General features: G+C 61.3%; 26 protein-coding genes and 1 riboswitch. Of the genes, 9 read left to right on the forward strand and 17 right to left on the reverse strand.

Annotation, left to right across the window (positions count from 1 at the left end; all coding sequences use genetic code 11):
- Positions 1-497: 497 nt before the first annotated feature.
- Positions 498-698 carry an integrase core domain-containing protein gene (locus KAR29_RS05025; protein WP_274374532.1) on the reverse strand — a complete coding sequence of 67 codons (201 nt, stop codon included), beginning with the start codon at positions 696-698 and terminating at the stop codon, positions 498-500.
- Between the two features lie 23 nt (positions 699-721).
- Positions 722-1853, reverse strand: a protein-coding gene (locus KAR29_RS05030) for an IS3 family transposase (protein ID WP_274374357.1) whose coding sequence is annotated in 2 segments (ribosomal slippage) — positions 722-1586 and positions 1585-1853 — 1134 coding nt in all. Because the reading frame shifts where the segments join, the coding sequence is not laid out codon by codon here.
- Between the two features lie 341 nt (positions 1854-2194).
- Positions 2195-2355: riboswitch (cobalamin riboswitch) on the forward strand.
- Between the two features lie 429 nt (positions 2356-2784).
- On the opposite strand from KAR29_RS05030, the gene KAR29_RS05035 reads away from it, so the two are divergent.
- The 7 genes from KAR29_RS05035 (at position 2785) to KAR29_RS05065 (ending at position 9840) form a co-directional block, all read left to right on the forward strand.
- A complete protein-coding gene (locus KAR29_RS05035; RefSeq protein ID WP_274374533.1) occupies positions 2785-4329 on the forward strand; it encodes an ABC transporter substrate-binding protein in 1545 nt (514 codons plus the stop codon).
- Positions 4330-4743 (forward strand): iron chelate uptake ABC transporter family permease subunit, encoded by a 414-nt coding sequence (locus KAR29_RS05040; RefSeq protein WP_274374534.1) that lies wholly within the window; start codon positions 4330-4332, stop codon positions 4741-4743.
- 128 nt (positions 4744-4871) lie between these two features.
- On the forward strand, positions 4872-6326 hold the full coding sequence (istA, locus tag KAR29_RS05045) for an IS21 family transposase (protein ID WP_274374535.1): 1455 nt from the start codon (positions 4872-4874) through the stop codon (positions 6324-6326).
- On the forward strand, positions 6326-7069 hold the full coding sequence (gene istB / locus KAR29_RS05050; protein ID WP_274373095.1) for an IS21-like element helper ATPase IstB: 744 nt from the start codon (positions 6326-6328) through the stop codon (positions 7067-7069). The genes istA and istB overlap by 1 nt, the downstream gene beginning before the upstream one ends.
- A gap of 158 nt (positions 7070-7227) precedes the next feature.
- A protein-coding gene (locus KAR29_RS05055) for an IS3 family transposase (RefSeq protein WP_274374357.1) occupies positions 7228-8359 on the forward strand; the annotation gives its coding sequence in 2 pieces (ribosomal slippage) (positions 7228-7496 and positions 7495-8359; 1134 coding nt in all).
- 84 nt (positions 8360-8443) lie between these two features.
- Positions 8444-9043: a FecCD family ABC transporter permease gene (locus tag KAR29_RS05060; RefSeq protein WP_274374915.1), complete on the forward strand. Its 600-nt coding sequence runs from the start codon at positions 8444-8446 to the stop codon at positions 9041-9043.
- Complete coding sequence (locus tag KAR29_RS05065) at positions 9043-9840, forward strand: ABC transporter ATP-binding protein (RefSeq protein ID WP_274374536.1); 798 nt, start codon at positions 9043-9045, stop codon at positions 9838-9840. The genes KAR29_RS05060 and KAR29_RS05065 overlap by 1 nt, the downstream gene beginning before the upstream one ends.
- 188 nt (positions 9841-10028) lie before the next feature.
- On the opposite strand, the gene KAR29_RS05070 is transcribed toward KAR29_RS05065, so the two are convergent.
- A complete protein-coding gene (locus tag KAR29_RS05070; RefSeq protein ID WP_274374537.1) occupies positions 10029-10445 on the reverse strand; it encodes a GIY-YIG nuclease family protein in 417 nt (138 codons plus the stop codon).
- Between the two features lie 103 nt (positions 10446-10548).
- Complete coding sequence (locus KAR29_RS05075; RefSeq protein ID WP_274374538.1) at positions 10549-11232, reverse strand: Crp/Fnr family transcriptional regulator; 684 nt, start codon at positions 11230-11232, stop codon at positions 10549-10551.
- Positions 11233-11413: 181 nt separating this feature from the next.
- Between KAR29_RS05075 and KAR29_RS05080 the strand changes: the two genes are divergently transcribed.
- A complete protein-coding gene (locus tag KAR29_RS05080; protein WP_274374539.1) occupies positions 11414-11752 on the forward strand; it encodes a cupin domain-containing protein in 339 nt (112 codons plus the stop codon).
- A 44-nt stretch (positions 11753-11796) separates the two neighbouring features.
- Positions 11797-13455, forward strand: coding sequence for a hydroxylamine reductase (gene hcp / locus KAR29_RS05085; protein WP_274374540.1), 1659 nt, complete (start codon positions 11797-11799; stop codon positions 13453-13455).
- A 160-nt stretch (positions 13456-13615) separates the two neighbouring features.
- Here the strand turns inward: hcp and rimI are convergent, their stop codons facing one another.
- Genes rimI through KAR29_RS05150 form a run of 13 tightly spaced genes read right to left on the reverse strand, consistent with a single transcriptional unit; the run spans position 13616 to position 25971 of the window.
- A complete protein-coding gene (rimI, locus tag KAR29_RS05090) occupies positions 13616-14077 on the reverse strand; it encodes a ribosomal protein S18-alanine N-acetyltransferase (RefSeq protein WP_274374541.1) in 462 nt (153 codons plus the stop codon).
- Between the two features lie 10 nt (positions 14078-14087).
- Complete coding sequence (locus KAR29_RS05095) at positions 14088-15374, reverse strand: adenylosuccinate synthase (protein ID WP_274374542.1); 1287 nt, start codon at positions 15372-15374, stop codon at positions 14088-14090.
- A gap of 15 nt (positions 15375-15389) precedes the next feature.
- A complete protein-coding gene (locus KAR29_RS05100) occupies positions 15390-16355 on the reverse strand; it encodes a divergent polysaccharide deacetylase family protein (RefSeq protein WP_274374543.1) in 966 nt (321 codons plus the stop codon).
- A gap of 3 nt (positions 16356-16358) precedes the next feature.
- Complete coding sequence (locus KAR29_RS05105; RefSeq protein WP_274374544.1) at positions 16359-17567, reverse strand: S41 family peptidase; 1209 nt, start codon at positions 17565-17567, stop codon at positions 16359-16361.
- Between the two features lie 27 nt (positions 17568-17594).
- The gene (locus KAR29_RS05110) at positions 17595-18821 is read right to left on the reverse strand and encodes a murein hydrolase activator EnvC family protein (RefSeq protein ID WP_274374545.1); all 1227 of its coding nucleotides are present in this window, start codon (positions 18819-18821) and stop codon (positions 17595-17597) included.
- A gap of 29 nt (positions 18822-18850) precedes the next feature.
- Positions 18851-19735, reverse strand: coding sequence for a cell division protein FtsX (locus tag KAR29_RS05115; protein WP_274374546.1), 885 nt, complete (start codon positions 19733-19735; stop codon positions 18851-18853).
- Complete coding sequence (locus tag KAR29_RS05120; protein WP_274374547.1) at positions 19722-20417, reverse strand: cell division ATP-binding protein FtsE; 696 nt, start codon at positions 20415-20417, stop codon at positions 19722-19724. Before KAR29_RS05120 ends, KAR29_RS05115 begins: the two co-directional genes overlap by 14 nt.
- 3 nt (positions 20418-20420) lie before the next feature.
- Positions 20421-21368 (reverse strand): transketolase family protein, encoded by a 948-nt coding sequence (locus KAR29_RS05125; protein WP_274374548.1) that lies wholly within the window; start codon positions 21366-21368, stop codon positions 20421-20423.
- Complete coding sequence (locus tag KAR29_RS05130; RefSeq protein ID WP_274374549.1) at positions 21365-22198, reverse strand: thiamine pyrophosphate-dependent enzyme; 834 nt, start codon at positions 22196-22198, stop codon at positions 21365-21367. The genes KAR29_RS05125 and KAR29_RS05130 overlap by 4 nt, the downstream gene beginning before the upstream one ends.
- Positions 22195-23196 carry a polysaccharide pyruvyl transferase CsaB gene (gene csaB, locus KAR29_RS05135; RefSeq protein WP_274374550.1) on the reverse strand — a complete coding sequence of 334 codons (1002 nt, stop codon included), beginning with the start codon at positions 23194-23196 and terminating at the stop codon, positions 22195-22197. The genes KAR29_RS05130 and csaB overlap by 4 nt, the downstream gene beginning before the upstream one ends.
- Before the next feature lie 14 nt (positions 23197-23210).
- Positions 23211-25124: a DUF5693 family protein gene (locus KAR29_RS05140; protein WP_274374551.1), complete on the reverse strand. Its 1914-nt coding sequence runs from the start codon at positions 25122-25124 to the stop codon at positions 23211-23213.
- Entirely contained in the window at positions 25121-25744 is a 624-nt protein-coding gene (locus KAR29_RS05145) for a Maf family protein (RefSeq protein WP_274374552.1), read from the reverse strand. The genes KAR29_RS05140 and KAR29_RS05145 overlap by 4 nt, the downstream gene beginning before the upstream one ends.
- Positions 25729-25971, reverse strand: a complete 243-nt coding sequence (locus KAR29_RS05150) for a hypothetical protein (protein ID WP_274374553.1) — start codon at positions 25969-25971, stop codon at positions 25729-25731. The genes KAR29_RS05145 and KAR29_RS05150 overlap by 16 nt, the downstream gene beginning before the upstream one ends.
- Between the last annotated feature and the right edge of the window lie 4 nt (positions 25972-25975).

Genomic DNA, 25975 nt, shown 5'->3' on the forward strand with positions numbered 1-25975 from the left:
GCCCCAAGAAAGCCCTCTGTTCTGCTGTGGACTCAAATGCCCTCCACGGAGGACAGGAACGAAGAGACCTCGACGAGAGCCTGCAGCGAATGAGAAGGATCCCCACTGGAATTGATGTTATTGCACTTCATGTTCCTTCTGCCGTTCCATAAGGCAGACACGTAAATATCCGAAGACCGTCGCCATAGACAGAAACGGGTAGGATGGATGCGGCCAGGGCAGATCCCCTTCGGGTGGGCACGGAAAAGGACCGCTCTGCCCCGTCGGAATAGACGCTTCGCTCCTCCGCTGACGCAATGCCCCTGAGGCTACAGAAAGCCAACGCCCCTTTCTCGTGCTGAATCAAAAAAACAACGAAAGGCCCCGTTGCACCTAACGCAACGAGCACGGTCCTCATCCTTTCACATGCCCCTGAACTCGATGCAGGCCTCTATGGTGGACCCCATTTATGGTGGACCCCATTGTCAAGACCATTTGAGGCCCGAAGTTAGTTAAAGTCAGACCGCCATCGGTCCCTCCCGGTCGGCAAAGTGAACCTCCCGCGGTGTCCTGTAGTTCAGTGAGGAGTGAAGCCTTTCGTCGTTGTAGAAGTCCATATACTCCCGCAGGCCGCAGCGGAGATCGCGGACCCGCTCGTAGTCGTTCAAGTAGAGCCACTCATACTTGAGGGTTATGGTGGACCCCATTGTCAAGACCATTTGAGGCCCGAAGTTAGTTAAAGTCAGACCGCCATCGGTCCCTCCCGGTCGGCAAAGTGAACCTCCCGCGGTGTCCTGTAGTTCAGTGAGGAGTGAAGCCTTTCGTCGTTGTAGAAGTCCATATACTCCCGCAGGCCGCAGCGGAGATCGCGGACCCGCTCATAGTCGTTCAAGTAGAGCCACTCATACTTGAGGGTCCGCCAGAAGCGTTCCACGAAGATGTTGTCGAGGGCCCTGCCACGACCGTCCATGCTGATCCGGATCTCCTTTTCCTTGAGCAGAGACAGAAAGGCCTTACTGGTGAACTGACAGCCCTGGTCGGTGTTGAAGATCTCCGGCGTTCCCTGCCGAAGAGCCCTGTCGAGGGCGACGACGCAGAACTCTGCGTCCAGGGTGTTGGAAAGTTCCCAGGAGAGGACGAAGCGGCTGTGCCAATCGATGACGGCCGCGAGGTACATGAAACCGCCACTCATCGGGAGGTAGGTGACATCGGTGCTCCAGACCTGATTCGGTCTGACGATGACGGCGTTCCGGAGCAGGTAGGGATAAATCTCATGTTCGGGGTGAGGCTTGCTGGTTCCCGGTTTGGGGCCAATCCCTTCGAGCCCCATAAGCCTCATCAGCCGTCCGATCCGTTTGCGGTTCACGTCCTGTCCCTGTCGACGCAGCCAGGCCGTCATCCGGCGGCTCCCGTAAGAGGGGGCGCAGGTGTACCGGCCGTCGATGAGCTCCATGATTTCAAGGTTCTCCGCCGTCTCCGTCGCGGAAGAGCTCGCGTAGTAGAAGCTGGACCGGTTAAGATCAAGGAGGTCACATTGCCGACGAACACTGATCGAAGGGTGCTCGGGATCGATGGAGGTCCGCTTTCCCTCAAGCGTCAGCGCCTGATTTTTTTTTGAGCCAGTCGAGCTCCATCTTGAGCCGACCGATCTCCTGGTAGAGGGGGGCCATCAACGTCTCGACATCCATCGGAGTGCCTTTGCGTTGAAAGATCTCCGGACCCCCTTGCAGAAGCTGCTTCTTCCACTGACCGATCTGGACGGCGGAAACCTCGAACTCACCCGACAATTGAGCCAGGGTCTTATCCCCTTTCAGGGCAGCGAAGGCCACTTTGCTTTTGAACTCCGCTGAACGCCTCTGTCGCTTGGCTGCCATGATGTCCCCTCTCTTTCTGGGACCCTATGATACAGCCCGACTTCAACTGCAACTTAGCTCGTGGTCCAGTTTTCGGGGTCCACTATACTCTGGGGCCACCTGAGACCGCTATTGCGTCATGGCCACAATGGAACGGCACCACCCGCGTTCTTGTCCACAATCCGCGCAGCACCTTGCACGAAAGAAAACTTCAATGACGTGATCCTGTGGAGATAAAGTTTCCCAAAAAGAGGGGCAACGTCCTCCTTCCAGGAGGGGAACAAAGGGTTCAGGTTGACGCCTGTCGAGGATTGCCTTATCCTGGCCCGGGAAGTAAGGGTCGGATCCTTTGAGGAATCCGACGATCCTATGGTGAGGGTGTTTTCGGGAAGCCGGTGAAAATCCGGCACAGACCCGCTACGGTAAGGGTGACGAGGCATGCATGAGGCCACCGATAACGTCGGGAAGGCGCATGCCGAGGATGACCCCAAGTCCGGATACCGAACCCCCTCACGGCAGCATCCTCCCTCGTGGGCCGGGGAGGGGCGTCTCTTTCTGATCGAGTATGTTCGGGGCCCTTTCCGGGGCCCCTTTTTCGTTGGAGCCGTAGCGAACCGCACAGCCAAGGGGGCTCGAAGGAATCGCCCCCAGGACGGGAGAAATCGATCACAGCCTGACTTTAACACTTCTCCGAACTCCAAGGGGGTCGATAAGGAAATTTGCCCCCGGAGAACCGTCTGAAGCCAAATAGCAGGCCGTGAGACCCACAACGGTCACAGTGAACCTCATGGCATCACGAAAAGGGAATTTCACAGGAGGGATCTCACCCTATAGGTGGAGCTTCAGCCAAGAGATCTACCTGTCCTTTTCATAGCTCATTTTTGAAGGGAGGTTGCATTCGCTTTTCGGACACAGCTCCAGAAGAGACTACGAACACACGGAGGATAAACCCATGAAGAAAACACTCTCATTGTTGTTGTCAATGACTTTCATCCTGGCGCTGTTTGTCGGCTGCATCACATCGAATGTAGCTTCCGGTGAGACGCCCAATACCGGACCGTCGGAACCGGCCAAGAGTCATGCCGGCACCTATAAGGGCACGGCCCCCGGATATCACGGCGAACTCGGCGTCACCGTCGTCCTTGACGAGACGGGTAAAATCGTCTCGGTGGCCGTCAATGAAGGGCATGGCGAGACAAAAAACATCGGGACCGTCGCCATCAACAAAATCCCCGATGCCATCGTGGCTGCCCAGTCCCTCAAGGTAGACGCCATATCCGGCGCGACCGTGACGGGCGATGCCATTATTGCCGCTGTCGCCGTCGCCCTCAGAAGCGCGGGACTGAACCCGGCCGATTACAGTTACACGGAAATCGTCGCCGCAGAAGAGGCTTCTTCTACGCTCAACCCCGACGCCATGCCCGCCAAGGCTCCCATCACGGGCACGATGAAGTTGAAGGATGCGAAAGGCCGAGAGGTGATGCTCGACCTTCCCGTTTCCACCTACGCCATCAGCACGATGGACTTGATCGACTACATCATCCCGCTGCTGGGCGAAGAGGCCTTTCACAAACTGGTGGGCTCGGGACAGTCCGGCAGCCATAGCCTTCAGACCTACGCCAAATTGTACACCCCCATTGTCGGCAACTACGCCGAGCATGTGGGCCAGATATCGGATCACAACGCGCCCTTCGACCTGGAGATGCTTCTGGCGATGGACCCGGACGTGCTCATCGTCAATTCCGCCATGGGCGCCCACAGATACGCGCTGGAGATCGAGCCGCAGCTGACGGCGGCGGGCATCCCTATCGTACTGGTCGACGTACCGGGCAAAGAGTTCACCACCTCCGCCCAGAGCACGGTCAGGCTGCTCGGCCAGATCTTTGGAAAAGAAGAGCGTGCCGACGAGGTTGCCTCGTTCCTGGATGAACAGTTCGCCCTGATCGCCTCCAAGAACCTCGCCGATCGCGCGGACAAGCCGACGGTCTACTACGAAAAGTCCGGTTACTCCGAGGTGTTCGGCTCCACAAGCAGCAGCAGATCCGGCTGGGGGACGGTCATAGCCGCCGCAGGAGGCGAGAACATCGCCGATCCGATCCTGCTCGAATCCACTGCCGGCAAGGGCGGCAGCAATACCCTCGATCCGGAATACGTCCTTCAATCCGATCCGGACTACATCATTCTCAGCGGCTCCGGCCTGGGATGGATGGACAACATGCCAGGCGCGACGCTGCCCCCACCGTCCTTTGACATCGTAAACCGCACGGGCTGGAGCACGCTCAGAGCCGTCAAAGGCAACAACGTGTATGAGCTGGCCCATGCCGCGAGCCGATCCATTTACGGCTTCCACGCCTGCCTGAAGTTGGCGACGGTCTTCTACCCCGAGGCGTTTAAGGACGTCGATCCCGATGCCGTCATGAGCGAGTTCTTCGACCGTTTCATGCTCGTCGACAGCGACGTGACCGTCTGGTGGCACCGCCTCGGCGAGTCAAAATAAATGTCCGAGGAGCGTGCCCTCTACGACGGCATGATCCGCAGGAGGGCCGTTCTGACGGCGGCCCTCCTGCTTCTTGTCCTTTTGCTTTTTCTTCTCAACATCTCCATCGGCTCCTCGTCCATTTCTCTTTCCGAAATCCTCGCCATACTGGCCACAGGAAAGGGACAGGGCCATAACGCCATGATCGTGCGGGAGGTACGCCTGCCCATGGCCCTGATGGCGATGGCCGTCGGCGCCAGTCTGGGCATGGGCGGCTGCGAAATCCAGACGATTCTGCGCAACCCCATCGCCAGCCCCTACACTCTGGGCATTACAAACGCCGCCACCTTCGGCGCGGCGCTGGGCCTCATATTAAACACAAACGTTTTAAACGTCTCCGAGCCATTTGTGGTCACGGCCAACTGTTTTCGCTAACCTAAAAGGGTCCCACCCGAGAGGTAATCGATCCTGAAAAAGGTGACCACCCCGTACCCGTTCCCTTATCATCCTGCGAAAGGAACGGCGATTCCGCTTCGCGGGGAGGACGAGAGGAGATGCACGGGATGGTCGACAAAGAATATATCCGCAAACAGCACTTCAGGGAAGGCTGGTCCATCAGGAAGATCACCAGGCAGACGGGAATATGCCGGAAGACGGTCCGCAGAATGCTGAGGGACTCGGAGATCCCCGCTTACAGGCTGAAAGCTCCCCGTCCCAGACCGGTGACGGGTCCCTACCTGGAGATCATCCGGACCTGGCTCCGGGAGGATCGAAACGCCCCCGGGAAACAGCGCCATACCGCCAAGCGCGTCTACGACCGTTTGGTGGCGGAGCACGGTTTCAGTGGGAGCGAGTCCAACATCCGCAAGGTCGTGTCGGACCTGAAGAGCGAGATCACCCCGGAGAAGGGGTTCGTTCCCCTGACGGCATATCCGGGCGAGCAGGCCCAGGTGGACTGGGGCGAGGCTCTGGTCCGCATCGGAGGGGAGGAACGGAGGATTTACCTTTTCTGCATGCGCCTTCGCCACAGCGGTGCTCCCTTCGTGTACGCCTTTCCCGACGACGGGCTGGAGGCCTTCATGGCGGGACATCGACGTGCCTTCGAGTCCTTCGGCGGGGTACCCAGGGAATGCGTCTACGACAACCTCAAGTCGGCGGTGACCAAGGTCCTCCCGGGGCCGAACCGGGAAGAGAACCGGCACTTTTCGGCCCTCCGGGGCCATTACCTCTTCGACAGTTCTTTCTGCAACGTCCGAAGCGGCAACGAGAAGGGTTCCGTGGAGAACCTGGTGGGCTATGTGCGGAGGAACGCCCTGGTTCCCGTGCCGGACCTGGCGACACTGGACGATCTCAATTCCGTCCTGGCCGACTGGTGCGGGAGGGAACGGCAGAGGCGCGCAGCCTCTTTCGAAGAAGAAGCCCTACGGCTTATGCCTCTTCCGGAGATACCTCATCCCTGTGCCCTCACCACCGTGTCGGTGGTGAGCCGGACCTCCCTGGTCCGGTTCGAGGGCAACGTCTACTCGGTCCCGGTAGGGCACGAGAAAGAGGCCGTCGACCTCTCCGTCACCTGGGACCGTGTCCGTGTCTCCAGCCGAGGAAAGGTTCTGGCGAATCATCGCCGCCTCTCCGGGAAGGGTAAGGCCTCCATGGAACTTGTCCACTACCTGCCGCTGCTGCGGGCGAAACCCGGGGCCGTCCGAAATGCGGCGGTCGTGCGGGATCTGGAGGAGCCCTGGCAGAAGGCCCGGACGCTCCTGTGCGCCCATTCGGGTTACAGGGAACTCTGTGCCATCCTCCAGCTCCACCGGGACCATTCCCACGAGGCCCTGACGCAAGCCCTCGAAGAGGCCCTGGCCCTGAAGAGGGTTACGGCGGAGACGGTTCGCCAGCTGCTTCTCAACAAAACGCCTTCGGCCAGTCTCACTGTCGCCGTTCCGGACTCCCTCGCGGAACTGCCCCTTCCCGCCCCCGATCCGGGACGCTACGACGCTCTGCTCGAAGAAGAGGTGGCCTGATGAACGCGGAGATCCGGGACATGGCCGTCGAACGCCTCTGCCGGGACCTCAGGCTTCCCGGCGTCCTGAGCTATTACCGGCATGGCGGCGCCGACATGTCCCCCGGGGACTACCTCCGCGAGAGCCTGGAGGCTGAAAGCGCCTCCCGCCGGGAGAAGCGGCTCAGGAACCTTCTGAAATCGGCCAGACTCCCCTACGCCCGGTCCCTCTCGGATTACGACTTCCTCCGGCTTCCCTCCCTCCCGAAGGACAAGCTTCTCTCCCTCGCCGACGGAGGCTTCGTCGGACGGGGGGAAAACCTGGTCCTCCTGGGCAGCTCGGGCACAGGCAAGACCCACATCGCCATCGGCCTCGCGGCGTGCTGCGTCGCGGCGGGATGTTCGGTCCGCTTCACCACCGCCCTGACCCTGGCCCAGGAACTGCTCCTCGCCCAGGACGAACACCGGCTTCCCAAGCTCCTCAAAAGCTACGACCGGTACGACCTGGTGATCGTCGACGAACTGGGCTACCTGGGACTGGGTCCCGGCGGAGCACCTCTCTTCCAATTCTTCGCGGATCGGTACGAACGGAAGAGCGTCTGCATCACCACGAACCTGGAGTTCAGCCGCTGGCCTGAAGTCTTCGGCGACGCCACCCTGACCGAGGCGCTCCTGGACCGCCTGACCCATCACGCTCACATCTTCGTCTTCAAGGGGGAATCCTATCGATTCGCTCAGCGCAGCACCAAAGAACTGAACGCCTGACGGCAGTAGGGGTGGGCTCCTTTTACAGGATCATGATGGGTACCTTTTCGATTGACGAAAACAGCCAACTCTATAGTGGACCCCGAAAACTGGACCACGAGCTAAGTTGCAGTTGAAGTCGGGCTGTATCATAGGGTCCCAGAAAGAGAGGGGACATCATGGCAGCCAAGCGACAGAGGCGTTCAGCGGAGTTCAAAAGCAAAGTGGCCTTCGCTGCCCTGAAAGGGGATAAGACCCTGGCTCAATTGTCGGGTGAGTTCGAGGTTTCCGCCGTCCAGATCGGTCAGTGGAAGAAGCAGCTTCTGCAAGGGGGTCCGGAGATCTTTCAACGCAAAGGCACTCCGATGGATGTCGAGACGTTGATGGCCCCCCTCTACCAGGAGATCGGTCGGCTCAAGATGGAGCTCGACTGGCTCAAAAAAAAATCAGGCGCTGACGCTTGAGGGAAAGCGGACCTCCATCGATCCCGAGCACCCTTCGATCAGTGTTCGTCGGCAATGTGACCTCCTTGATCTTAACCGGTCCAGCTTCTACTACGCGAGCTCTTCCGCGACGGAGACGGCGGAGAACCTTGAAATCATGGAGCTCATCGACGGCCGGTACACCTGCGCCCCCTCTTACGGGAGCCGCCGGATGACGGCCTGGCTGCGTCGACAGGGACAGGACGTGAACCGCAAACGGATCGGACGGCTGATGAGGCTTATGGGGCTCGAAGGGATTGGCCCCAAACCGGGAACCAGCAAGCCTCACCCCGAACATGAGATTTATCCCTACCTGCTCCGGAACGCCGTCATCGTCAGACCGAATCAGGTCTGGAGCACCGATGTCACCTACCTCCCGATGAGTGGCGGTTTCATGTACCTCGCGGCCGTCATCGATTGGCACAGCCGCTTCGTCCTCTCCTGGGAACTTTCCAACACCCTGGACGCAGAGTTCTGCGTCGTCGCCCTCGACAGGGCTCTTCGGCAGGGAACGCCGGAGATCTTCAACACCGACCAGGGCTGTCAGTTCACCAGTAAGGCCTTTCTGTCTCTGCTCAAGGAAAAGGAGATCCGGATCAGCATGGACGGTCGTGGCAGGGCCCTCGACAACATCTTCGTGGAACGCTTCTGGCGGACCCTCAAGTATGAGTGGCTCTACTTGAACGACTATGAGCGGGTCCGCGATCTCCGCTGCGGCCTGCGGGAGTATATGGACTTCTACAACGACGAAAGGCTTCACTCCTCACTGAACTACAGGACACCGCGGGAGGTTCACTTTGCCGACCGGGAGGGACCGATGGCGGTCTGACTTTAACTAACTTCGGGCCTCAAATGGTCTTGACAATGGGGTCCACCATACTCCTTCGTCTGCGCGCTTCTTGCCTCGGTTTGCATCTATGCCTTCTCCTGTCGACGAGGGGCCGGGAAAAACTCGATTATCCTTTTTGGAATTGCCTTAAACTTCCTCTTCAGCGCGCTGACCACGGTACTGCAATACCTCTCAGACGATGAGGATCTCAAAAGCCTCGTCTTCTGGAACATGGGCAGCCTTTTAAAATCCACATGGCCGAAATTTCTGATCGTGGCGACTGCGCTGACCTTCTGTTTTCTTGTACTGAGCAGAAACGCATGGAAGCTTACCGCCATGACCCTTGACGACACGAAGGCGCGCAGTCTGGGCGTCAACACCCACAGCGTCCGACGCATGGTCATCATCCTGACCTCTCTGCTCACGTCATTTGCCGTCTGCTTTGTCGGCTCCGTCGGCTTTGTCGGCATCATAGCGCCCCACGTCGCGCGTCAGCTCGTCGGCGAGGAGCAGCGGTTTTTCCTTCCGCTGTCGGGACTGGTGGGCGCTGTCGTCGTCTCGCTGGCCTTTGTGGTCAGCAAGCTCGTCATACCGGGCGTCGTTTTGCCGATCGGGATTGTCACGGCCGTTATCGGTATTCCTGTGTTCCTTGTCATCATCTTTGGAAAAATGAGGACACTGTGATGCTAAAGGTGGAAAATTTCTCGTTTTCATATAATTCCACAAAGGGGATGCACCCCGTCTTTAAGGAGCTTGACATCACTTTCAGCAACGGCCTGAACGCCATGCTCGGGCCTAATGGGGCAGGCAAGTCCACCCTTCTGAAATGCATTTTCGGGCTTTTACGATGCAACGGTTCTGTCTTTTTCGGCGGACGGGACATCACTCGCATGAAAACGAATGATAAAACGAAGCTGATGTCCTATCTGCCTCAGATGGACATTGAAATGTCTTCACTGACGGTGCTTGAGATGGTACTGCTCGGCAGGCTGCCGGAACTTGGCCAGAGAGTGTCGGATGAAGACCTGAAAAACGTTATGGACACACTGAATGCCCTGAATATCGCAGGTCTCGCCTCACGGAGCTTCAGCGAGCTGAGCGGCGGCCAGAAGAAGCTGGTTTTCATAGCCCAAACCCTTGTGCGCGAACCTAAAATCATTTTGCTCGACGAGCCTGTCAATTCCCTCGACTTACAGAAGCAGCTGGAGTTGTGTCTTTTGCTTCGCCACATAGCAGAACACAAAGACATCGAAATTATCGTTGTACTTCATGACATCAATCTTGCCGCCAGGTTTGCCGACCATATCATCGTACTTGACGAAAAAGGCAGGATGTATAGTTCCGGCACACCGCACGAAGTTATATCAAAGAAGATGCTCCGCGAGGTCTACGGCGTGGAAGCCTCACTGAGCCACGATGAGAACGGAATCCCATCCATATCACCGATAAGATCTATTCGGGATTCAAGCGTCATCGCCTAAAAGTAGACGTAGCCTTTTTACTGGCCATAGCACACGGACCAAGGCATTTTTATTTTTAATTAAAACGATCACCTGACAACCCATAATATTTCAAAGCACTTTCATGAGCTTGTCGAAAGCACAAAATATAGTTAATAGAATTTGACCCTATCTGTAGCGTTGAAATTTCATATTTTTATTAATTTTAATTAAAAATTATCGTGATTGTGCTTCGCCAGCCATATTTCAAGCAGCACACCAATATCTTCTGAGAATTCCCTTTCTGTTTGGGCTTTCCCCTTTTTTAATTCCTCTAATATGATAAACGAAAACGATTGTACTCCATATTCGGCCCACTCCGCACGCATTGCCGGTTCCGGGCAGGAATTCGTCGAAACCGCAAAATCAAATCTATTTCTCATACTCTCCATGTCTTCTGTGGATTTTATCCATCGGCGCTGGTTGCCACTGCACTGAATGCAGTAAATTCCCCCTACAGAAGCCTTGTCTTTATAGGCGTTTTTCAGTTCTTTTCTCTTCGACGAATCCATGAGCCGCACCTCTTCTTGTTTTTTATTTAATACAAACATCGGTTTTTTGATATTTCTGACGCGTCTTGAACTCATTAGAGGGGATCAACATGAGCCGCAGAGGACTCCCTGCGCTATCGTCGCGTCCGATCCCGAGCCGACCGATCTCCCGATGAGAGCGGCAAGGCGCCCGTCCCTCTCAGGCGCCGTACCTCCCCCTCTCGGCCAGACGCTGAAGGCCTTCCTGATCGAGGAGGGTCACTTCGCGGCGATCGACGTCGACAAGCCCTCTTTCGGCCATGTCGGAGAAGATCCGCGAGAGGGTCTCGGGCGTCGTCCCCAGCATGGAGGCCAGATGAGCCTTGGACGTGTCCAGAGTGACCGTTCCGGGGCTTTTCCGCTCCTCGGCCAGGTAAAGAAGGTAGGCGGCCAGTCGTCCCGGCACCTCCTTGAGGGCCAGGCTTTCGACCTGAGTCGTCAGCTGCCGGAGGTGGGCGGAGAGGACGGCAAGAAGACTCAGCGCAAGCTGCGGTTCGTGCCCGATGAGGTCGATCATGGCCTGGCGGGGGAAGAAAAGCAGCTCGCAGTCCGTCAGGGTCTCGGCCGAGGCCGGGTAGGCATGACCGGAGAAGACGGCCACCTGGCCGATGTGATCGCCGGGTCCGCAGAGATGGAGAATGACCTCCTTCCCTTCAGGAGAGACCTTGATGACCTTCACGCGCCCTCGGACGATGACGAAAAAACCCGCTCCCCTTTCTCCGTCGGAGAAGAGGAGCTCTTTTTTTTCGTGCTTTTTCACGACGGCGATGGCGAGGATTTTTTCCAGATCTTCCTCCTTCAGGCCGTCGAAACCGGGCAGAGTCGCCAGGATCTTTTTTCCCACCGCACATCCCCCTCGCCAATCGTTTCGGATCGGTCCTTTTCTTGATCTCCGTCAAGGAAAAGTTCCGTCCCTTCTGTCACGATGGAACTCGGAAGAGGGGAACTCCTTTTCCCTTTCCATCATACCCGAGAAACCCTGACCCGGCCGCAAGAGGCACGGGGATCGGAAGGAGGGCTCCGCCATGAAAGTCACGTCTTATGAAGAGGCCGCCCCTCTGCAGACGCCTCACGGCGTCAGCGTCTGCAAGCTCTACGACAACCCCGACGCCCAGGTCATGCATATCACGCTTGAAGCGGGAGAATCCTTGAAACGCCATGTCACGCCCGTCGACGTCTTTTTTTACGTTCTCCAGGGAACGGGAACTGTGGAGATCGGCGACGAAAAACGCTCCGTCGGCCCCGACAGGCTCGTCGAGAGCCCCAAGGACATCCCCCACTGCTGGCGCAACGAGGGCGACGAACCTTTTCGCGTTCTCGTCGTGAAGACGCCCCGGCCTGCAGCATCAGCCCGTCTGCTCTGATCCGATCTTCCCTTTCTTCATTTATCTGACGAGGAGGAATGACGATGTTCTGTTTCCAGTGTCAGGAATGCGCCAATAACAAAGGGTGCACCGTCCGCGGCGTCTGCGGCAAGCCGGAGGCAACGGCCAATCTTCAGGATCTGCTCATTCACACACTGAAGGGAATCGCCCTATGGTCGAAAGAGGCCCGCAGCCTGGAGATCGCCCACTCGGAAGGGCTGTTCGTCGCCCAATGTCTTTTCTCGACCATCACCAACGCCAACTGGGACGACGAGCGCTTCGCCTCTCTCATCGGCCAGGCCCTGGAGCGGCGCGAAGTCCTGCGACAGGACGTTCTGGCCGCCTACAAGGCCGAGAGGGGACGCGACTTCGACAAGACTATGGACGACAGTGCCACATGGAGCGGCCCGACCGACTCCTTCGCCGAAAAATCCCGGAGCGTGGGCGTTCTGGCCACGGAAAACGAAGACGTCCGCTCGCTGAGACAGCTCCTCATCATCGGCCTCAAAGGCATCGCCGCCTACGCCGACCACGCCGCCGTCCTGGGGTACGAGGACGAAAATCTTTATGATTTCTTCATGGAGGCTCTGGCGTCGACGACGGAGGACCTCTCCGTCGACGCCATGGTGGCCCTCGTCCTCAAGGCCGGGGAGATTTCCGTCCAGACCATGGCCCTTCTCGACAGGGCCAACACCGAGACTTACGGGAACCCGGAGATCACCCAGGTCAACATCGGCGTCGGCACGCGCCCGGCCATCCTCATCAGCGGCCACGACCTGCGCGATATGGAGGACCTTCTCAGGCAGACCGAGGGGACCGGCGTCGACGTCTACACGCACGGCGAGATGCTGCCTGCCCATTACTACCCGGCCTTCAAGAAATATGACCACTTCGTCGGCAACTACGGAGGATCGTGGTGGAAGCAGAACGACGAGTTCGAGGCCTTCAACGGCCCCATCCTGATGACCACAAACTGCCTCGTCCCTCTCAAGAGGCACAACACCTACGCCGACCGCCTCTTCACGACGGGCATGACGGGCTATCCCGGAGCCGTTCACATTCCCGACAGGCCCGAAGGAGGCGCCAAGGATTTTTCGGCCCTCATCGCCAGGGCCAGGACCTGCAAGGCCCCGACGGAACTCGAGACGGGAACGATCGTCGGCGGTTTCGCCCACCGTCAGGTTCTGGCCCTGGCCGACAAGATCGTCGAGGCCGTCAAGAGCGGAGCCATCAGGCGTTTTGTCGTCATGGCCGGCTGCGACGGGCGCCACAGGAGCCGCGACTACTACAGCGAGGTGGCCCAGGCCCTTCCGAAGGACACGGTCATCCTCACGGCGGGCTGCGCCAAATACCGCTACAACAAGCTCGCTCTGGGCGACATCGGCGGCATTCCCCGCGTCCTCGACGCCGGTCAGTGCAACGATTCCTACTCTCTGGCCGTCATCGCCCTCAAGCTCAAGGAGGTCTTCGGCCTCGCCGACATCAACGAGCTGCCCCTTTCCTACGATATCGCCTGGTACGAGCAGAAGGCCGTCGCCGTCCTCCTGGCCCTCCTCTTTCTGGGCATCAAGGATATCCGCCTCGGCCCTACCCTGCCGGCCTTCCTCTCGCCCAACGTGGCCAAGGTCCTCGTGGAAAACTTCGGCATCAGGGCCATCGACACCGTCGAGTCTGACGTGGCGGCCATGATGGACGGCCGCTAGTTCTCTCGGCCCGGTTCAGGAGACGAGAGGGGCGGGAGTCGATCGACTCCCGCCCCTCTTCTCGTTAGGGCAAACCCCGAAATCCCCTGAGCCGCGTCCGTCCCCTCAAGGCCAACAAGCCCTTTTTCCCTCAGGAGGGAAGGCACCTCCGGGCAGCGGTCTACCCCAGATCGAGGGGCAAGGAGGTCATCATGACGTAGGAATCCTCCCCGTCGTTGTAGTAGCCCCGGGTACGACCCACGACGCGGAAGCCGAAGGCCCGGTAGAGGGACTGGGCATCGGCATTGCCCTCCCGGACGTCGAGGGCGACGGCCTTCATCTCCCAGGTGAGACCGATCTCGCAGAGGGCCAGAAGAAGTTGGGAGGCAATCCCTTTCCGTCTGTAGTCGGGATGGACGGCGAGGTTCATGATGTAGAGTCGCTTTTTTTGTCTTTTGCAGGCACCGAAGCCGATGAGGCATTTTTTCCTCCAGGCCCCGAGGTAGCAGGAGAGGCCACTTTCCAGGGAGAGGTCCTTCTCGATCCAGGCCCTTTCCCAGGGCGTGGGGTTGCAGAGCCTCTCGATGGCGTAGATCTCGTCGAGAGTGGAAAGATCGCAGAAGTCGATGTCGACGAGAAGCATGGCGCAGTCGTCAGAGTCCGCGAAGGATGGTCTGTTCTCTTTTCGGCCCCACTCCGATGAGGATGACGGGAACGCCCGTCGTCTTTTCGATGTAGGTCACGTAGTCCTGGGCCGCCTGAGGCAGAGAGTCGAAGGTGCGGCAGGCGTCAAGAGACTCGCTCCATCCCGGCAGGGTCTCGTAGATGGGCCGGGCCTCGATGAGCTTGTCGCTGTTGTTGGTGAAGTGGCGCTCTTTCTTGCCGTCGATTTCGTAGGCCGTGCAGACGGAGATCTCACTCAGACCGTCGAGGACATCGAGTTTGGTGAGGGCGATGGCCGTGATGCCGTTGACGCGGACGGCATAGCGGAGGGCGACCATGTCGAGCCAGCCGCAGCGTCGGGGACGCCCCGTCGTGGCGCCGAACTCGCATCCCTTTTCGCGGAGATAGGCCCCCTTCTCTCCCTGATCCTCAGTGGGGAAGGGACCGTCGCCGACGCGGGTGCAGTAGGCCTTGACGATGCCGATGACCCTGTCGATCCGGGTGGGACCGATGCCGACACCCAGGCAGCCGCCTGCGGCGGTGGGATGGGAGCTGGTGACGAAGGGATAGGTGCCGTGGTCTGCGTCGAGAAGCGTTCCCTGGGCCCCTTCGAGGAGGACCGACTTCCCTTCTCCGAGGGCCTCGTCGACGAGGAGGGAGGCGTCGCCCACGTAGGGAGCCAGAGCCTTGCCCCAGGTCAGGGCCTTGTCGTAGAGGTCGTCGAAGGGAAGAGGCGATTCGTCGTAGACGCGGCTGAGAAGGAGATTTTTGATCTCCAGGTTGAACTCCAGCTTTTCCCTCAGGACATGGCCGTCCAGGAGGTCTTCGACGCGGATGCCGACGCGGTTGTACTTGTCGACGTAGCAGGGGCCAATGCCCCTTTTCGTCGTGCCGATCTGCCGGTCCTGACCGCGGAATTTCTCGTCAAGCCCGTCGAGGACCTTGTGGTAGGGCATGACGACATGGGCCGAACCGCTGATGAGCAGTCGGGCCCTGTCTTTGCCCTTCTCCTGAAGCTCTTTCAGCTCAGAAAGGAGCTGGTCGGGATCGACGACGACGCCGTTGCCGATGACGCAGAGGCAGCCCGAGTAGAGCATTCCCGAGGGAAGGAGATGAAAGACGTGCTTCTCGTCGCCGACGATGACGGTATGCCCGGCATTGGCCCCTCCCTGATAACGGACGATGACATCCATCCGTCCGGCAAGGGCATCGACGACGCGTCCCTTGCCTTCGTCTCCCCACTGGGCTCCGATGATGACGTCAACCTGTCCTGCCATCGTTCTGATTCCTCCTCATCTGGGATAGACGGCCTCGAGCAGCTCCGGAAGGGTCACAAAGCGCAGACCCGGCTGAAGACGCCGATCCATCGTCTCGAAAAAGGTGATCGTCAAAGGCCGCACGTGGCCGATGACGACGACCCACCCTCGACTTCGGGCCAGCTTCTGGGCCCGGAGCCACTGGCTCTTCATGAAGTCGAGCGTCGCCTCGTGGTCGAGGAAAATACTGTTGTAGGCCGTCTTCAGCCCCATTCGCCGGGCCGTCCGGAAGGCCACGGAGGTGGAGCTGGTGCGGCTGTCGAGAAAGAGAAGCCCTCTTTCGGCGAGAGGCTTCAGGACGGCCTCCATGACGCGTTCGTCGGCCGTGGCCCGCGAGCCGCGATGGTTATTGACGCCGACGAGAGTCGGCATCTCGTCAAGGAGGGCGGCCACCGTCTCGGAGATGACGTCGTCGCTCATGGCGACGCCGACGAGGAAATCCCCCCTCGTTCCGTCACCCTCGGCCTCCATGGGCAAGTGAAGGATGGCGGGGAAGCCGCGCGCCTCAAGGAGGGCCGCGACGTCAAGGCTGTGCCTCTCTCTGGGCAGAATGGCGAAGGTCATGGGAATCGCCACGTCGACCAGACGGCGCGGACCGTCGACGTTGAAGCCGCAGTCGTCGATGACGAGACAGATCAGCCCCTCTCCGTCAGGCCTTTCGGGCGCGAAAGGATCTTCGTCCGACCGGGAGAGGTCGCCTTCTTTCGAGACGGGTGTCGGCCCAAAGAGAGAACTGGCGTCCTGAGACGGAGGCGCCTCCGTCGTCCCGGGAGCTTCCGGCCCCTCCTCCTCACGGATCTCCCCGACAGACGGGTGAGGCGTGACGGGATGTCCGTCACGTCTCACCGCCGCTCCGATGAGAAGGCCGCCGGAAAAGACCATGATCAGGACAAGGAGCCAGGCCCGGGAGACGCGGCCCCGTCTCCCGACGAAAAGCCCCATCGTCTAAGAGGCCGCCTGTCGCCGCGGCGAAGCGATCCGATCCAGTTCTTCGAGGGCTCGCTTGAGCTGCAGGTCTTCCTCTCTCTCTTTCGTCATCTCGCCGTCGACTTCCACGTCGGGGTCGAGGCCGTTGTGATCGATATTGACCCCATTGGGCGTGTGGTAGCGGGCGATGGTAACGTAGAGGCCGGAGCCGTCGGGAAGATTGAAGAGGGTCTGGACCGATCCCTTTCCGAAGCTCTTCTTGCCGACGAGAGGGACCTCGCTCCGATCCCGGAGGGCACCGGCGACGATTTCCGAGGCGCTGGCGCTCCCCTCGTTGATGAGGACGACGAGAGGGAGAGAGGTGCGGACACCGGGCCTGGCGTAGAGGGTATCGTTGGAGCGTTCGACTCGTCCCCGCATACCGACGACGAGGCCTCCGTCGAGGAAGAGGTCGGCCACGTCGACGGCCACGTTGAGAAGCCCGCCGGGGTTGTTGCGCACGTCGAGGACGATCCCCTCCACGTCCTGGCTCAGGACGTCGTCCAGGGCGGCCTGAAGCTCCTCCGTCGTCTTCTGGTTGAACTGGATGAGACGGATATAGCCCCAACGCTCCTGGAGGACCTCGTGACGCACGGAGTGGATCTGGATGTTTTCGCGGACCAGATCGAACTGGAGGAGTTCGTCGGCCCCTTCCCGGCGGATCCAGACCGTCACGGCCGTCCCCGGGGCACCGCGGAGTTTCTTGACGACCTCGTTCTGGTCGACGCCGATGATGACTTCGTCATCGACCTTGACGATCTCGTCGAGGGGTTTGAGACCGGCCCGATCGGCCGGCGTCCCCTCTATGGGGCTGATGACCATGGTCCGCCCCTCTTTTTTGCCGATGTAGATCCCCAGGCCGCCGTACTCGCCCTGCATCTCGATCTCTTCCTGTTTCATCTGATCGGGATCGACGTAGCGCGTATAGGGGTCCTCCCAGGCCGAAACCATGCCTCTCAGGGCGCCGTGGACCAGTTTGTTCTCGACGTCCTCCTGCTTGTCGGCATCGACGTGGTACGTCTCCAGGATGGCCCGGGCCTGCTTCATCAGCCAGAGGCCCTGGTTGCCGAAGGGAACGGACCTCAGATCGAAGCCTTCGACGAGGTTCGTGCGAAAGACGAGGACTCCCCCTGCCAGGGTAAGGCCGATCAGGATGCCAGCGATGATGTCTCGACTGCGTTTCCACATAGAAGCGTTCACCTTCTGTTGAGGGGCTTATCGTCCGCCCAGATAGCGCATCGGGTCTTTGGCCTCACCGTTGACGCGCACTTCGAAATGGAGGTGGGGGCCCGTGGCGACGCCCGTGTCGCCCACCAGTCCCACGGTCTGGCCCACTTTGACGCGATCGCCTTCGGCGACGGAGATCCGCGACAGGTGGGCATAGACGGTGGTCAAGTCGCCTCCGTGGTCGACAACGACGATCTGGCCGTAGCCGCGCAGCCATCCCGTGAAGAGGATCTCTCCCGCCTCGGCGGCCCCCACGAGATCGCCTCTGTTGCCGTCGATGTCAATTCCCGTGTGGGTCGTCTTCGTCTTGAAGACGGGATGAACACGCGTGCCGAAGGGGCTCATGACCTTGCCCTGGATGGGCCACTTCAATCTGCCTCCCGGCTTGTAGGCCGCAGGAGGAGGCGAAGGGGGCCGGCGACCGGATTGGGCGGCCGCCGCAGCCGCCGCGGCCCTCCGTGCCTCCTCGGCCAGGCGCTGCTTCTCCTGGAGGAGACGGCGAATCCTCTGTTCCAATTCGGCCTGGGCCTGGGCGAACTCCTTCTCGGCCCTCTCGAAACTGACCTTCTCGCGGCGGATCGTGTCGAGAGCCTTGTTCCGCTGAGCCAAGGATTGATTATACTCTTTTTTCTCCTTTTCCAGAGAGGCCCTCTGCCTCTTCAGCTGCCCTCTCTGGCTCTCCAGCTCGCCCAGGGCCTTCTCCAGGCCCTCTTTCTTGCGGGCCAGGTCGTCGAAGAAGAGACGGTCCTGGTCGGTGATCCGTTTCAGGAGATAGGTCGTCGCCAGGGCCTCCTGAACGTCGCCGGTAGAGAGGAGAAGGTCGAGATCGGCGCCGTTACCGTACTTGTAGAGGGCCAGGAGCCTTTTGCGAAGAAGCTCCTGCACGCCGACCAGATCCTTGCGGGTCGAGGCGATCTCTTTCTCGAGATCTTCGATGCGGCCAGCCACCTTTTTCTGCTGAAGGTCGAGGACAACGATCTTCTGCTGGGTGACGACGGTCTTCTCGTTGATCCGCGACAGCTCGTCGAGGAGGCTTTTTTCCTTCTGGGCAGTCTCGCCCAGCTTCTGGCGATGGGCGGCCACCTGAGCCTCGATCTGGGCCAGCCTGGCCTCCTCCTGCCGCAGGCTCCGGTCCACCTCCTCCCGCGTCAGGGCCTGAGCCGTCAGAGGCGAGAGAAGAAGGACGGCGAGAAGCAGAGCTGCCGAACCTTTCATGGACGTTCCTCCTCTTCCTCGGAGAGTGATCAGAGGGGCCTCACGGCCGAACGGATGAAGCGGACGACGGCGAACCAGCTGGCGATCCAGCCAAGGCTGATCCCCGCCCCGACGAGGACGATGCCGAGGCGGACCAGAAGGGCTCCGTCTCGGACGAAAAGCAGGAAGGGCATCGTCGCCGAGAGAACATCGACGGCCGAGGCATAGGTCCGCAGAAGGGTCAACGAGGCGAGTCCGGCGCCGACCATTCCCAGAATCATCCCCTGGAGGACGAAAGGAAAGGCCACGTAGGCCTGAGTGGCTCCCACCTGGAGCATGACGTGGATCTCGTCGCGGCGGGAATAGACGGCCATGCGCACCGTGTTGAAGAGAACCATGACGGCGGCGGCGACGGCGATGACGAGGGCACCCAGGGAGAGACGTCCGACGAAGGAGGAGAGGCGCTCCAGCTTCTCGGCCAGGCCACCGGCGTAGACGACGTCCTCCACCTCGGCCATGGCCACGAGACGACGCGCCAGAGGGGTAACCTGAGAGGCCCTGTCGACGCGGATCTCCAGGGCCGGAGGCAGGGGGTTCTCTCCCACGAGAGTCACCACCTCGGCCCTGTTGCCCAGGCGTGCCTTGAGACGCTCCAGCGCCTCTTGGGGTGTCACGGCGACGACGTGCGCCGTGTTGCCGAAGCTCTCCACCTTGGCCTTCATGGCCGCCAGGTCGGCGTCGTGCCGGAGGTAGGCCTGGACGGTGAGCTGGCCCTCGACGTTGCCCAGGACGTGGCGGGCATTGAGGCTCAGGAGAGAGCTGACGCCGAGGAGGAAGAAGACGGCCGAGATGGAGAACAGCGTCAGGAGGCTCATGCCCCAGTGGCGGAAGAGGAGTCGGAAGGTGTCGCGCAAGAGGTACCTAAAGGTCGACATCGGCCACATACCTCCCCTGGCTTTCGTCGCGGACGATGCGCCCCCGGTTCAGCTCGACGACACGGTGACGGTAGGCGTCGACGAGATACTGATTGTGCGTCGCCATGAGGATCGTCGTCCCCGAGGCGTTGATCGACGTCAGAAGCTGAACGATCTCGTCTGACGTACGGGGATCGAGGTTGCCCGTGGGTTCGTCGGCCAAGAGGAGGGCCGGAGCGTTGACGATGGCCCTGGCGATGGCCACCCGCTGCTGCTCCCCTCCCGAGAGCTGAGTGGGACGCAGGAAACGGCGGTGCCACATGCCGACCCGCTCGAGGACGAAACCCGACCGGTCACGGACCTCCTTGGGGGGGACACCCATGGCCTCGAGGATGAAGGCCACATTCTCAAGGACCGTCAGGTGGGGCAGAAGACGGAAATCCTGAAAGACGATCCCCAGATCTCTCCTGTAGTAGGCAAGGTCGAGGGACCGCATGCGCCGCAGGTCGAATTCGCCCACCATCACCTGCCCCTTCGTGGGAAGGACTTCGCGGGAAATGACGCGCATGAGCGTCGTCTTGCCCGATCCCGTCGTTCCGACGAGGTAGACAAACTCGCCGGCTCCTACGGTGAGATAAATTCCTTCCAGGGCGACGATATCGCCTTCAAAGACTTTTGTCACCCCTGAGATGCGGATATCCATGGCTTACCTCCTCCGCATCGCCCAAGCCTGGGCGGCCGCTCCGACGATCTCCTTATAGGTGAGACCGTAGTATTCCTGAAGGTTGGCCGTCGTTCCGCTCTGGCCGAAGCGCTCTCCCGCCGTGACGAAGCGGAGAGGGACGGGACAACGCTGAGAGACCCGTTCCGCCACGGCGCCGCAGAGGCCGCCGACGACGCCATGCTCCTCGGCGACGACGCAACACCCCGTGCGGCGCACCGACGAGAGGATGAGGCGTTCCGGAAGGGGTTTGACGCTGTAGCAGTCGATCACCTCGGGGGAAAGCCCCTGTTGGGCGAGAATCTCGGCGGCTCGAAGGGCCTCGTGGACCATGACGCCACAGGCACAGAGCGTCACCTCGTCGCCGCTGCGGAGGAGGCGCCCCTCGCCGAGGGCGAAGTCGGCGTCGTCCTCGCCGTAGAGGGAGGCCCTGGGATGATCGCCCAGGCGGAGGTAGACGGGTCCCTCGCTCCGGCAGGCCTCGACGGCGAGACGGCGTGCAGAAGGGGCGTCGGAGGGCACGACGACGGCCATTCCCGGAAGGGCCCTCATGAGAGCCAGATCCTCCAACATCTGATAAGGGGCTCCCTCGTCGCCTCGGGAAAAGCCGCTGCCGCTGCCGACGAGACAGAGGGGTAACCGGGGCAGGGCGACGAGATTGCGGATTCGGTCGTAGGCACGGCCGACGAGAAAGGAGGCCGTCGAGGCGACGACGACGCGGAATCCGGCCAGGCTGAGACCGGCCGCCGCAACGACGAGATCCTCCTCCGTCGACCCCGTCCGGACGAACTGGTCGGGAAAGGCCTCGGCGAAGGAGAGGAAACCCTCTTCCTGCGCCGAGACGCAGAGGAGAAAATCGGCGCTGTCACCGGCCAGGGAGGCCAGAGCCTCGCCGAACCCTTCCTGGGCGCTTCGACAACCGTGACCGTTCATCGCCCGTCCTCCGCGCCGTCCAGACCGTTCAACTCCCCCAGGGCCCGATCCACGTCATCCCTGCCGGGCGCCACCGTCGAGCGGGGCCAGCGCCCCTCCTCGAAAAAGGTGACGCCTTTCCCGAGACAGGTTCTCACGAAAAGGGCCGCAGGGCCAGACCGTTCGGCCGAAAGACCGCCGAAAACCTCCTCCATGTCGGCGAAACTGTGGCCGTCGACGTGGGCGACGGTCCAGCCGAAGGCCTGAAAGGCCCTCTCTCCGGCCCGAGTCTGGAGACGCTCGCCTTCGGCGACGTTGCAGTCGACGAGGGCGACGAGATTGGCCAGGGCGAAGCGCGAGGCCATGGCGATGGAGGCCCAGACCGTGCCCGTCTCCAGTTCCGAATCCCCCAGGAGGCAGAAGACCCGTGAGGCACATCCCTTTTTGACGAGCCCCAGGGCCAGACCTCCGGCCAGCCCCAACCCCAGCCCGGGAGAGCCGCTCGGACCGTCGATGCCGGGCGTGCGACGCCATTCGGGTCGGTGCTGCAAGATGGCGCCGAGGCTCCGGAAGTTCCATAGCTCTTCGCGGGGGAAAAAACCGCCGTGGGCCAGAACGGTATAGAGGGCCGGAGCGCCGTTGCGCTTGCTCAGTATGAAACGATCCCTCTCGGGCCATTGAGGTTCGGCGGCACGAAGACGCAGCTCCCTCTCGTAGAGGTAGACGAGAAGATCGACGAGAGAAAGGGACGAGGCGAGGTGCCCCGACTTGGCCATGCCGACCATGCGGACCACATCCTTGCGCACGTCGACGGCCCGAGCCCGAAGGGCTTTCAACATCTCTCCGTTCAAGAGTCCGAGACCTCCTCCATCCTTCGTCGGGCCCAGGCAAGATCGCCTTCGATCCGTTTCCCGGCGGCCCGGAGATTCGCGTCGCGATCCTCTTCGCCCGCGACGGGGAAAGCGATCCCCCCCCGTCCCTCCCATAGAGGGATGTTCCAGGCCTCGGCAAAAGCCCTCACTTTCGGGTCATAGGGGATGGCGACAGAGGAAACGCCTTCGATGAGGGAGAGGACGTTGAAGTGGAGGCGCATCCCCACAGCGCTCCCTCCGCGGGCCCAGGCGGGCCCCACGTCGAAGAGATTCTTCAGGTGAAGAAGCTCCGTGAGGGGTAGCCGCCCCTCACGGCGGAGGCGATCCATGAGCGCCTCGTCTTCGGAGGCCATGGCCACGCCGACGAGGGGAAGGCCCCTCTCTTCGGCGAGAGCCGTCACCGCCTCGGCGGCCCTGCCGGGAAGATCGCCCCAGGGGCGCAGATTGACCAAAAGAGCCTCGCCTCGCGACGGAAGACGTTGGGGCTCCAGGGCAAGAACGGGATCAGGGGACAGCAGGGCGGCGATCCCCCAACTCTCCAGAAGAGATCGAGACGGCTCGTCTCGAACGACGACAAGGGGGCAGGCCGCCAGGGCATTTCGCGCCACCATGCGCCCCAGGGCGCTCCGCAGGGGACCGACGGACTGACCGAAAGACCAGGGCCGACAGCCCAGGAGGCGGGCCAACGCCACGACGGTTCCATAGAAAAGAGGCGATCGGGAACTCGTGCTGTCCTGGAAGAGACCTCCGCCGCCGAGAAGGAGCGTCCGGCTTCGGCTCAGGGCCGTGACGATGCCTCCGAGGGACCATCGGTCGAAGGAGGCTACGCCTAATGCGGCCTGACTTCCCGCGGGATCGGCCGAAAGGAGGGCGATCTCCCGGCGGTCGAGACCCGTTTTGACGAGAAGAGCGACGAGCGACTGAGCCAACAGCTCGTCGCCCAGATTGCCGAAGCCATAGTAACCGCACAGAAGCACCCGGAAGGGGCGCCTCAGTCGAGAAGAAGCCGTCCCCATCTCCGCCAGGCCGGTTCGATAAGGTGCAGGACGATGAAGGCCGCGAGAACCCCGAAAAGGCAGCCCAGGAAGACACCGTTGCCGACGCGCCATAGGGTGAAAATCAGGTGCGTATGGAAGTGACAGAAACTGTTGGCCGCCGAAGCGAAGGCCAGAGTGCTGCCGATCCTCAGCACCTCCCGGTAGGAGGGAAGCCAGTCACGCCGGCGGAAGAGGTACCAGAGGATCAGAGCGGGATAGCCGATGAAGGTCTCTTTCGTCCTCGGTCGGGCTACGAGCCACTGCTCCAGGAAATCGCGAAGGTCGATCTCCCACTGGGGAACGGACTCGACATTGCCGCTTCGGATGGCCACAACGGCGGCCCCGCCCAGAAGGAGAACGAGGAGGAAAATCTCACCCCACAGAGGAGGCCTCCGGAGCAGATCGCCCAACCCCTCGGGGTGCACCTTCCGCTTGAGATCATGAAAGAGGACGAAAAGGGGCGGAAGGAGAAGGGTCAGTTTGACGCCCGAGAAGGCCTTGAGACGCAGCATGAAATAGGGGGTGCCGAAAAAGGCCGCCACGGCCACCCCTCCGACGAGGAGAATGAACAGCCCCTCGAGGAGCCCCTTCCAGGGCGTGCGCCACCCCTCGAGAGCGGCCAGACAGGCCGCCGAAGCGAAAAGGGGCACGGCAAAGGCCCCGACGACTCGGGCGACGAAAGGCACCTTCCAGGTGACGACGCCGAGAGCGACGGCAAAAAAACCCAACAGAAGGGCGGGCAAAACCCCCATGACCTCGCCGTAGCGACCGCCTATCCGCCAGAGGAGAACCATCGCCGAGAAGACGAGGACGAGGGCCAGCGCCACGGCATCGGGCAGACCGGCCTGCCAGAGGGGGATCGGTTCGGGCCAGCCCAGACGGGGCCCGTGACGGCCCATTCCCCGCGAGATGGCGAGCAGATCGGCGCGGAAGGCCTCCATCGTCTGCGGTCCCGAATAGGAGACGGGACGCATGACGAGGAGGCGGAGGGAACGCTCCCTGGCGGCGCGAACCATCCGCTCGACGATCTGACGACCGTCAAGGCCACGGCTCTGGATCTCCTCGGCCGTGACGCTGTGGAGGGGCAGAAGGGAGGGAAAAACGCGCCACTCCAGGGGGATGGCCCCCACCTGGCGGGAGAACTCCACCTTGGCCAGAGGCAACTTCCGTTCCCTCACGACCTCGGCCAGGAGCTCGACATTAGGATAGGCCGTGACGACAGGTCCCGACGGGGCCAGGGCGCGGACCTGGGCGTTCTCGTCGAGGACGGCGCCCAGGGCGGCCATGGCTGCGGAGCCGTCGAGACCGTGAGAGGGGGCGGGACGGAAGAGAATGGGAAGGGCCAGCTCCTTCGAAAGGGCCAACCCCTCGAAATCGGGAAGGACGGCGGCCTCCTCCAGAGCCGAAAGGGAAAGAGGAAGGAGGAAAAGAGCCCCCTCCTCTCCCTCGTAGAAGGGCACGTCGCCGAAGCGGGCGACGACATGACGCCGGACGAGATCCACGTCGAGATCTCCCTGCCGGACCCAGACGACGGCGCCATCGGAATCGCCTTCCAAAGCCCCTGACCAGGTCGACGGAAGGCCGTTTTTGGGGCCGAACCAGAGGGGAAGGGCCCCGTTACTCAGCTCCTTGCCCGTAAGATCGCCCACCATGAGCCCCGTCAGCCCCGCCTCCTGCAGGAGGCCCAGGGCTTCCTCGTCTTCGATCCCCTCCTGATCGGCCAACGCGGCCACATCGCGATAGGCGGCGACGAGACCTACCGTGTGGGTGGCCTCCTCGACGCTCCAGCGCTGGAAGAGACCGGGGAAGGAAAGCAACAGGGCGAGGGAGAGGGCGCCCCAGAAAACCTTGTGCCGATTGCCGTTCATCGTGAACCGAACCTCCATTGCCGTTCCAGAGAGAGCCCCGCCTCGGCCAGGAGAAGACTGAGCCGCGCCAGAGGCAGACCGACGACGTTGAAATAACAGCCGCGAATCGACGTGACGAGAAGAGCGCCCCGGCCCTGTATGGCGTAGGAACCGGCCTTGTCGTCGCCCTCGCCCGTGTCGACGTAGCCCCTCACTTCAGACTCCGAAAGGGGACGAAAGGTGACCTCCGTACGCTCCGACGCCGAAAAGACTTTCCCCCGCCAGGCCAGAGCGACGCCGCTGAAAACGTCGTGCGTCCTTCCGGCAAGGAGGCCGATCATGGCGCGCCCTTCGGCCCTGTCGCGAGGCTTGCCCAGAAGGAGCCCTCCTACGGCGACGACCGTATCGGCGGCGACGACGCAGGACTCGGCCCTCCTATCGGCCACGGCCGAAGCCTTCAGCCTGGCCAGGCGCTCGACGGCCGAGGCCGCGGGCTCCCCTTCGGGAATCGTCTCGTCGACGCGGGAGGGCTCGACCGAAAAGGACCAGCCCAACTCGGAAAGAAGCTCTCTACGACGAGGGCTGGCCGAGGCCAGGACGAGAGGGGGCGAAGGGAGAGGGACGATCAACGAAGAATCCATAGACTGACGAGACCTCCAAGAAGACTTCCGAGATTGAGCCGGAGATGAAAGGACAGGCCAAACTGCATAAAGACCAGATCGACGTCGCGGAGATCGAAACCGGAGCGGATGACATCGCGGAAGAAGGGAGCCGTGACGTCGAAGCGCTGGAGGTAGACGCCGAGAAAGGTCCCCAAAAGGACGAGAAGGATGACGAAGGTCCAGTGAGCTCCTCCTCTTGCGGCCATCGCC

It is taken from the genome of Aminithiophilus ramosus (assembly GCF_018069705.1).
GTDB classification, from domain to species: Bacteria; Synergistota; Synergistia; order Synergistales; family Aminithiophilaceae; genus Aminithiophilus; species Aminithiophilus ramosus.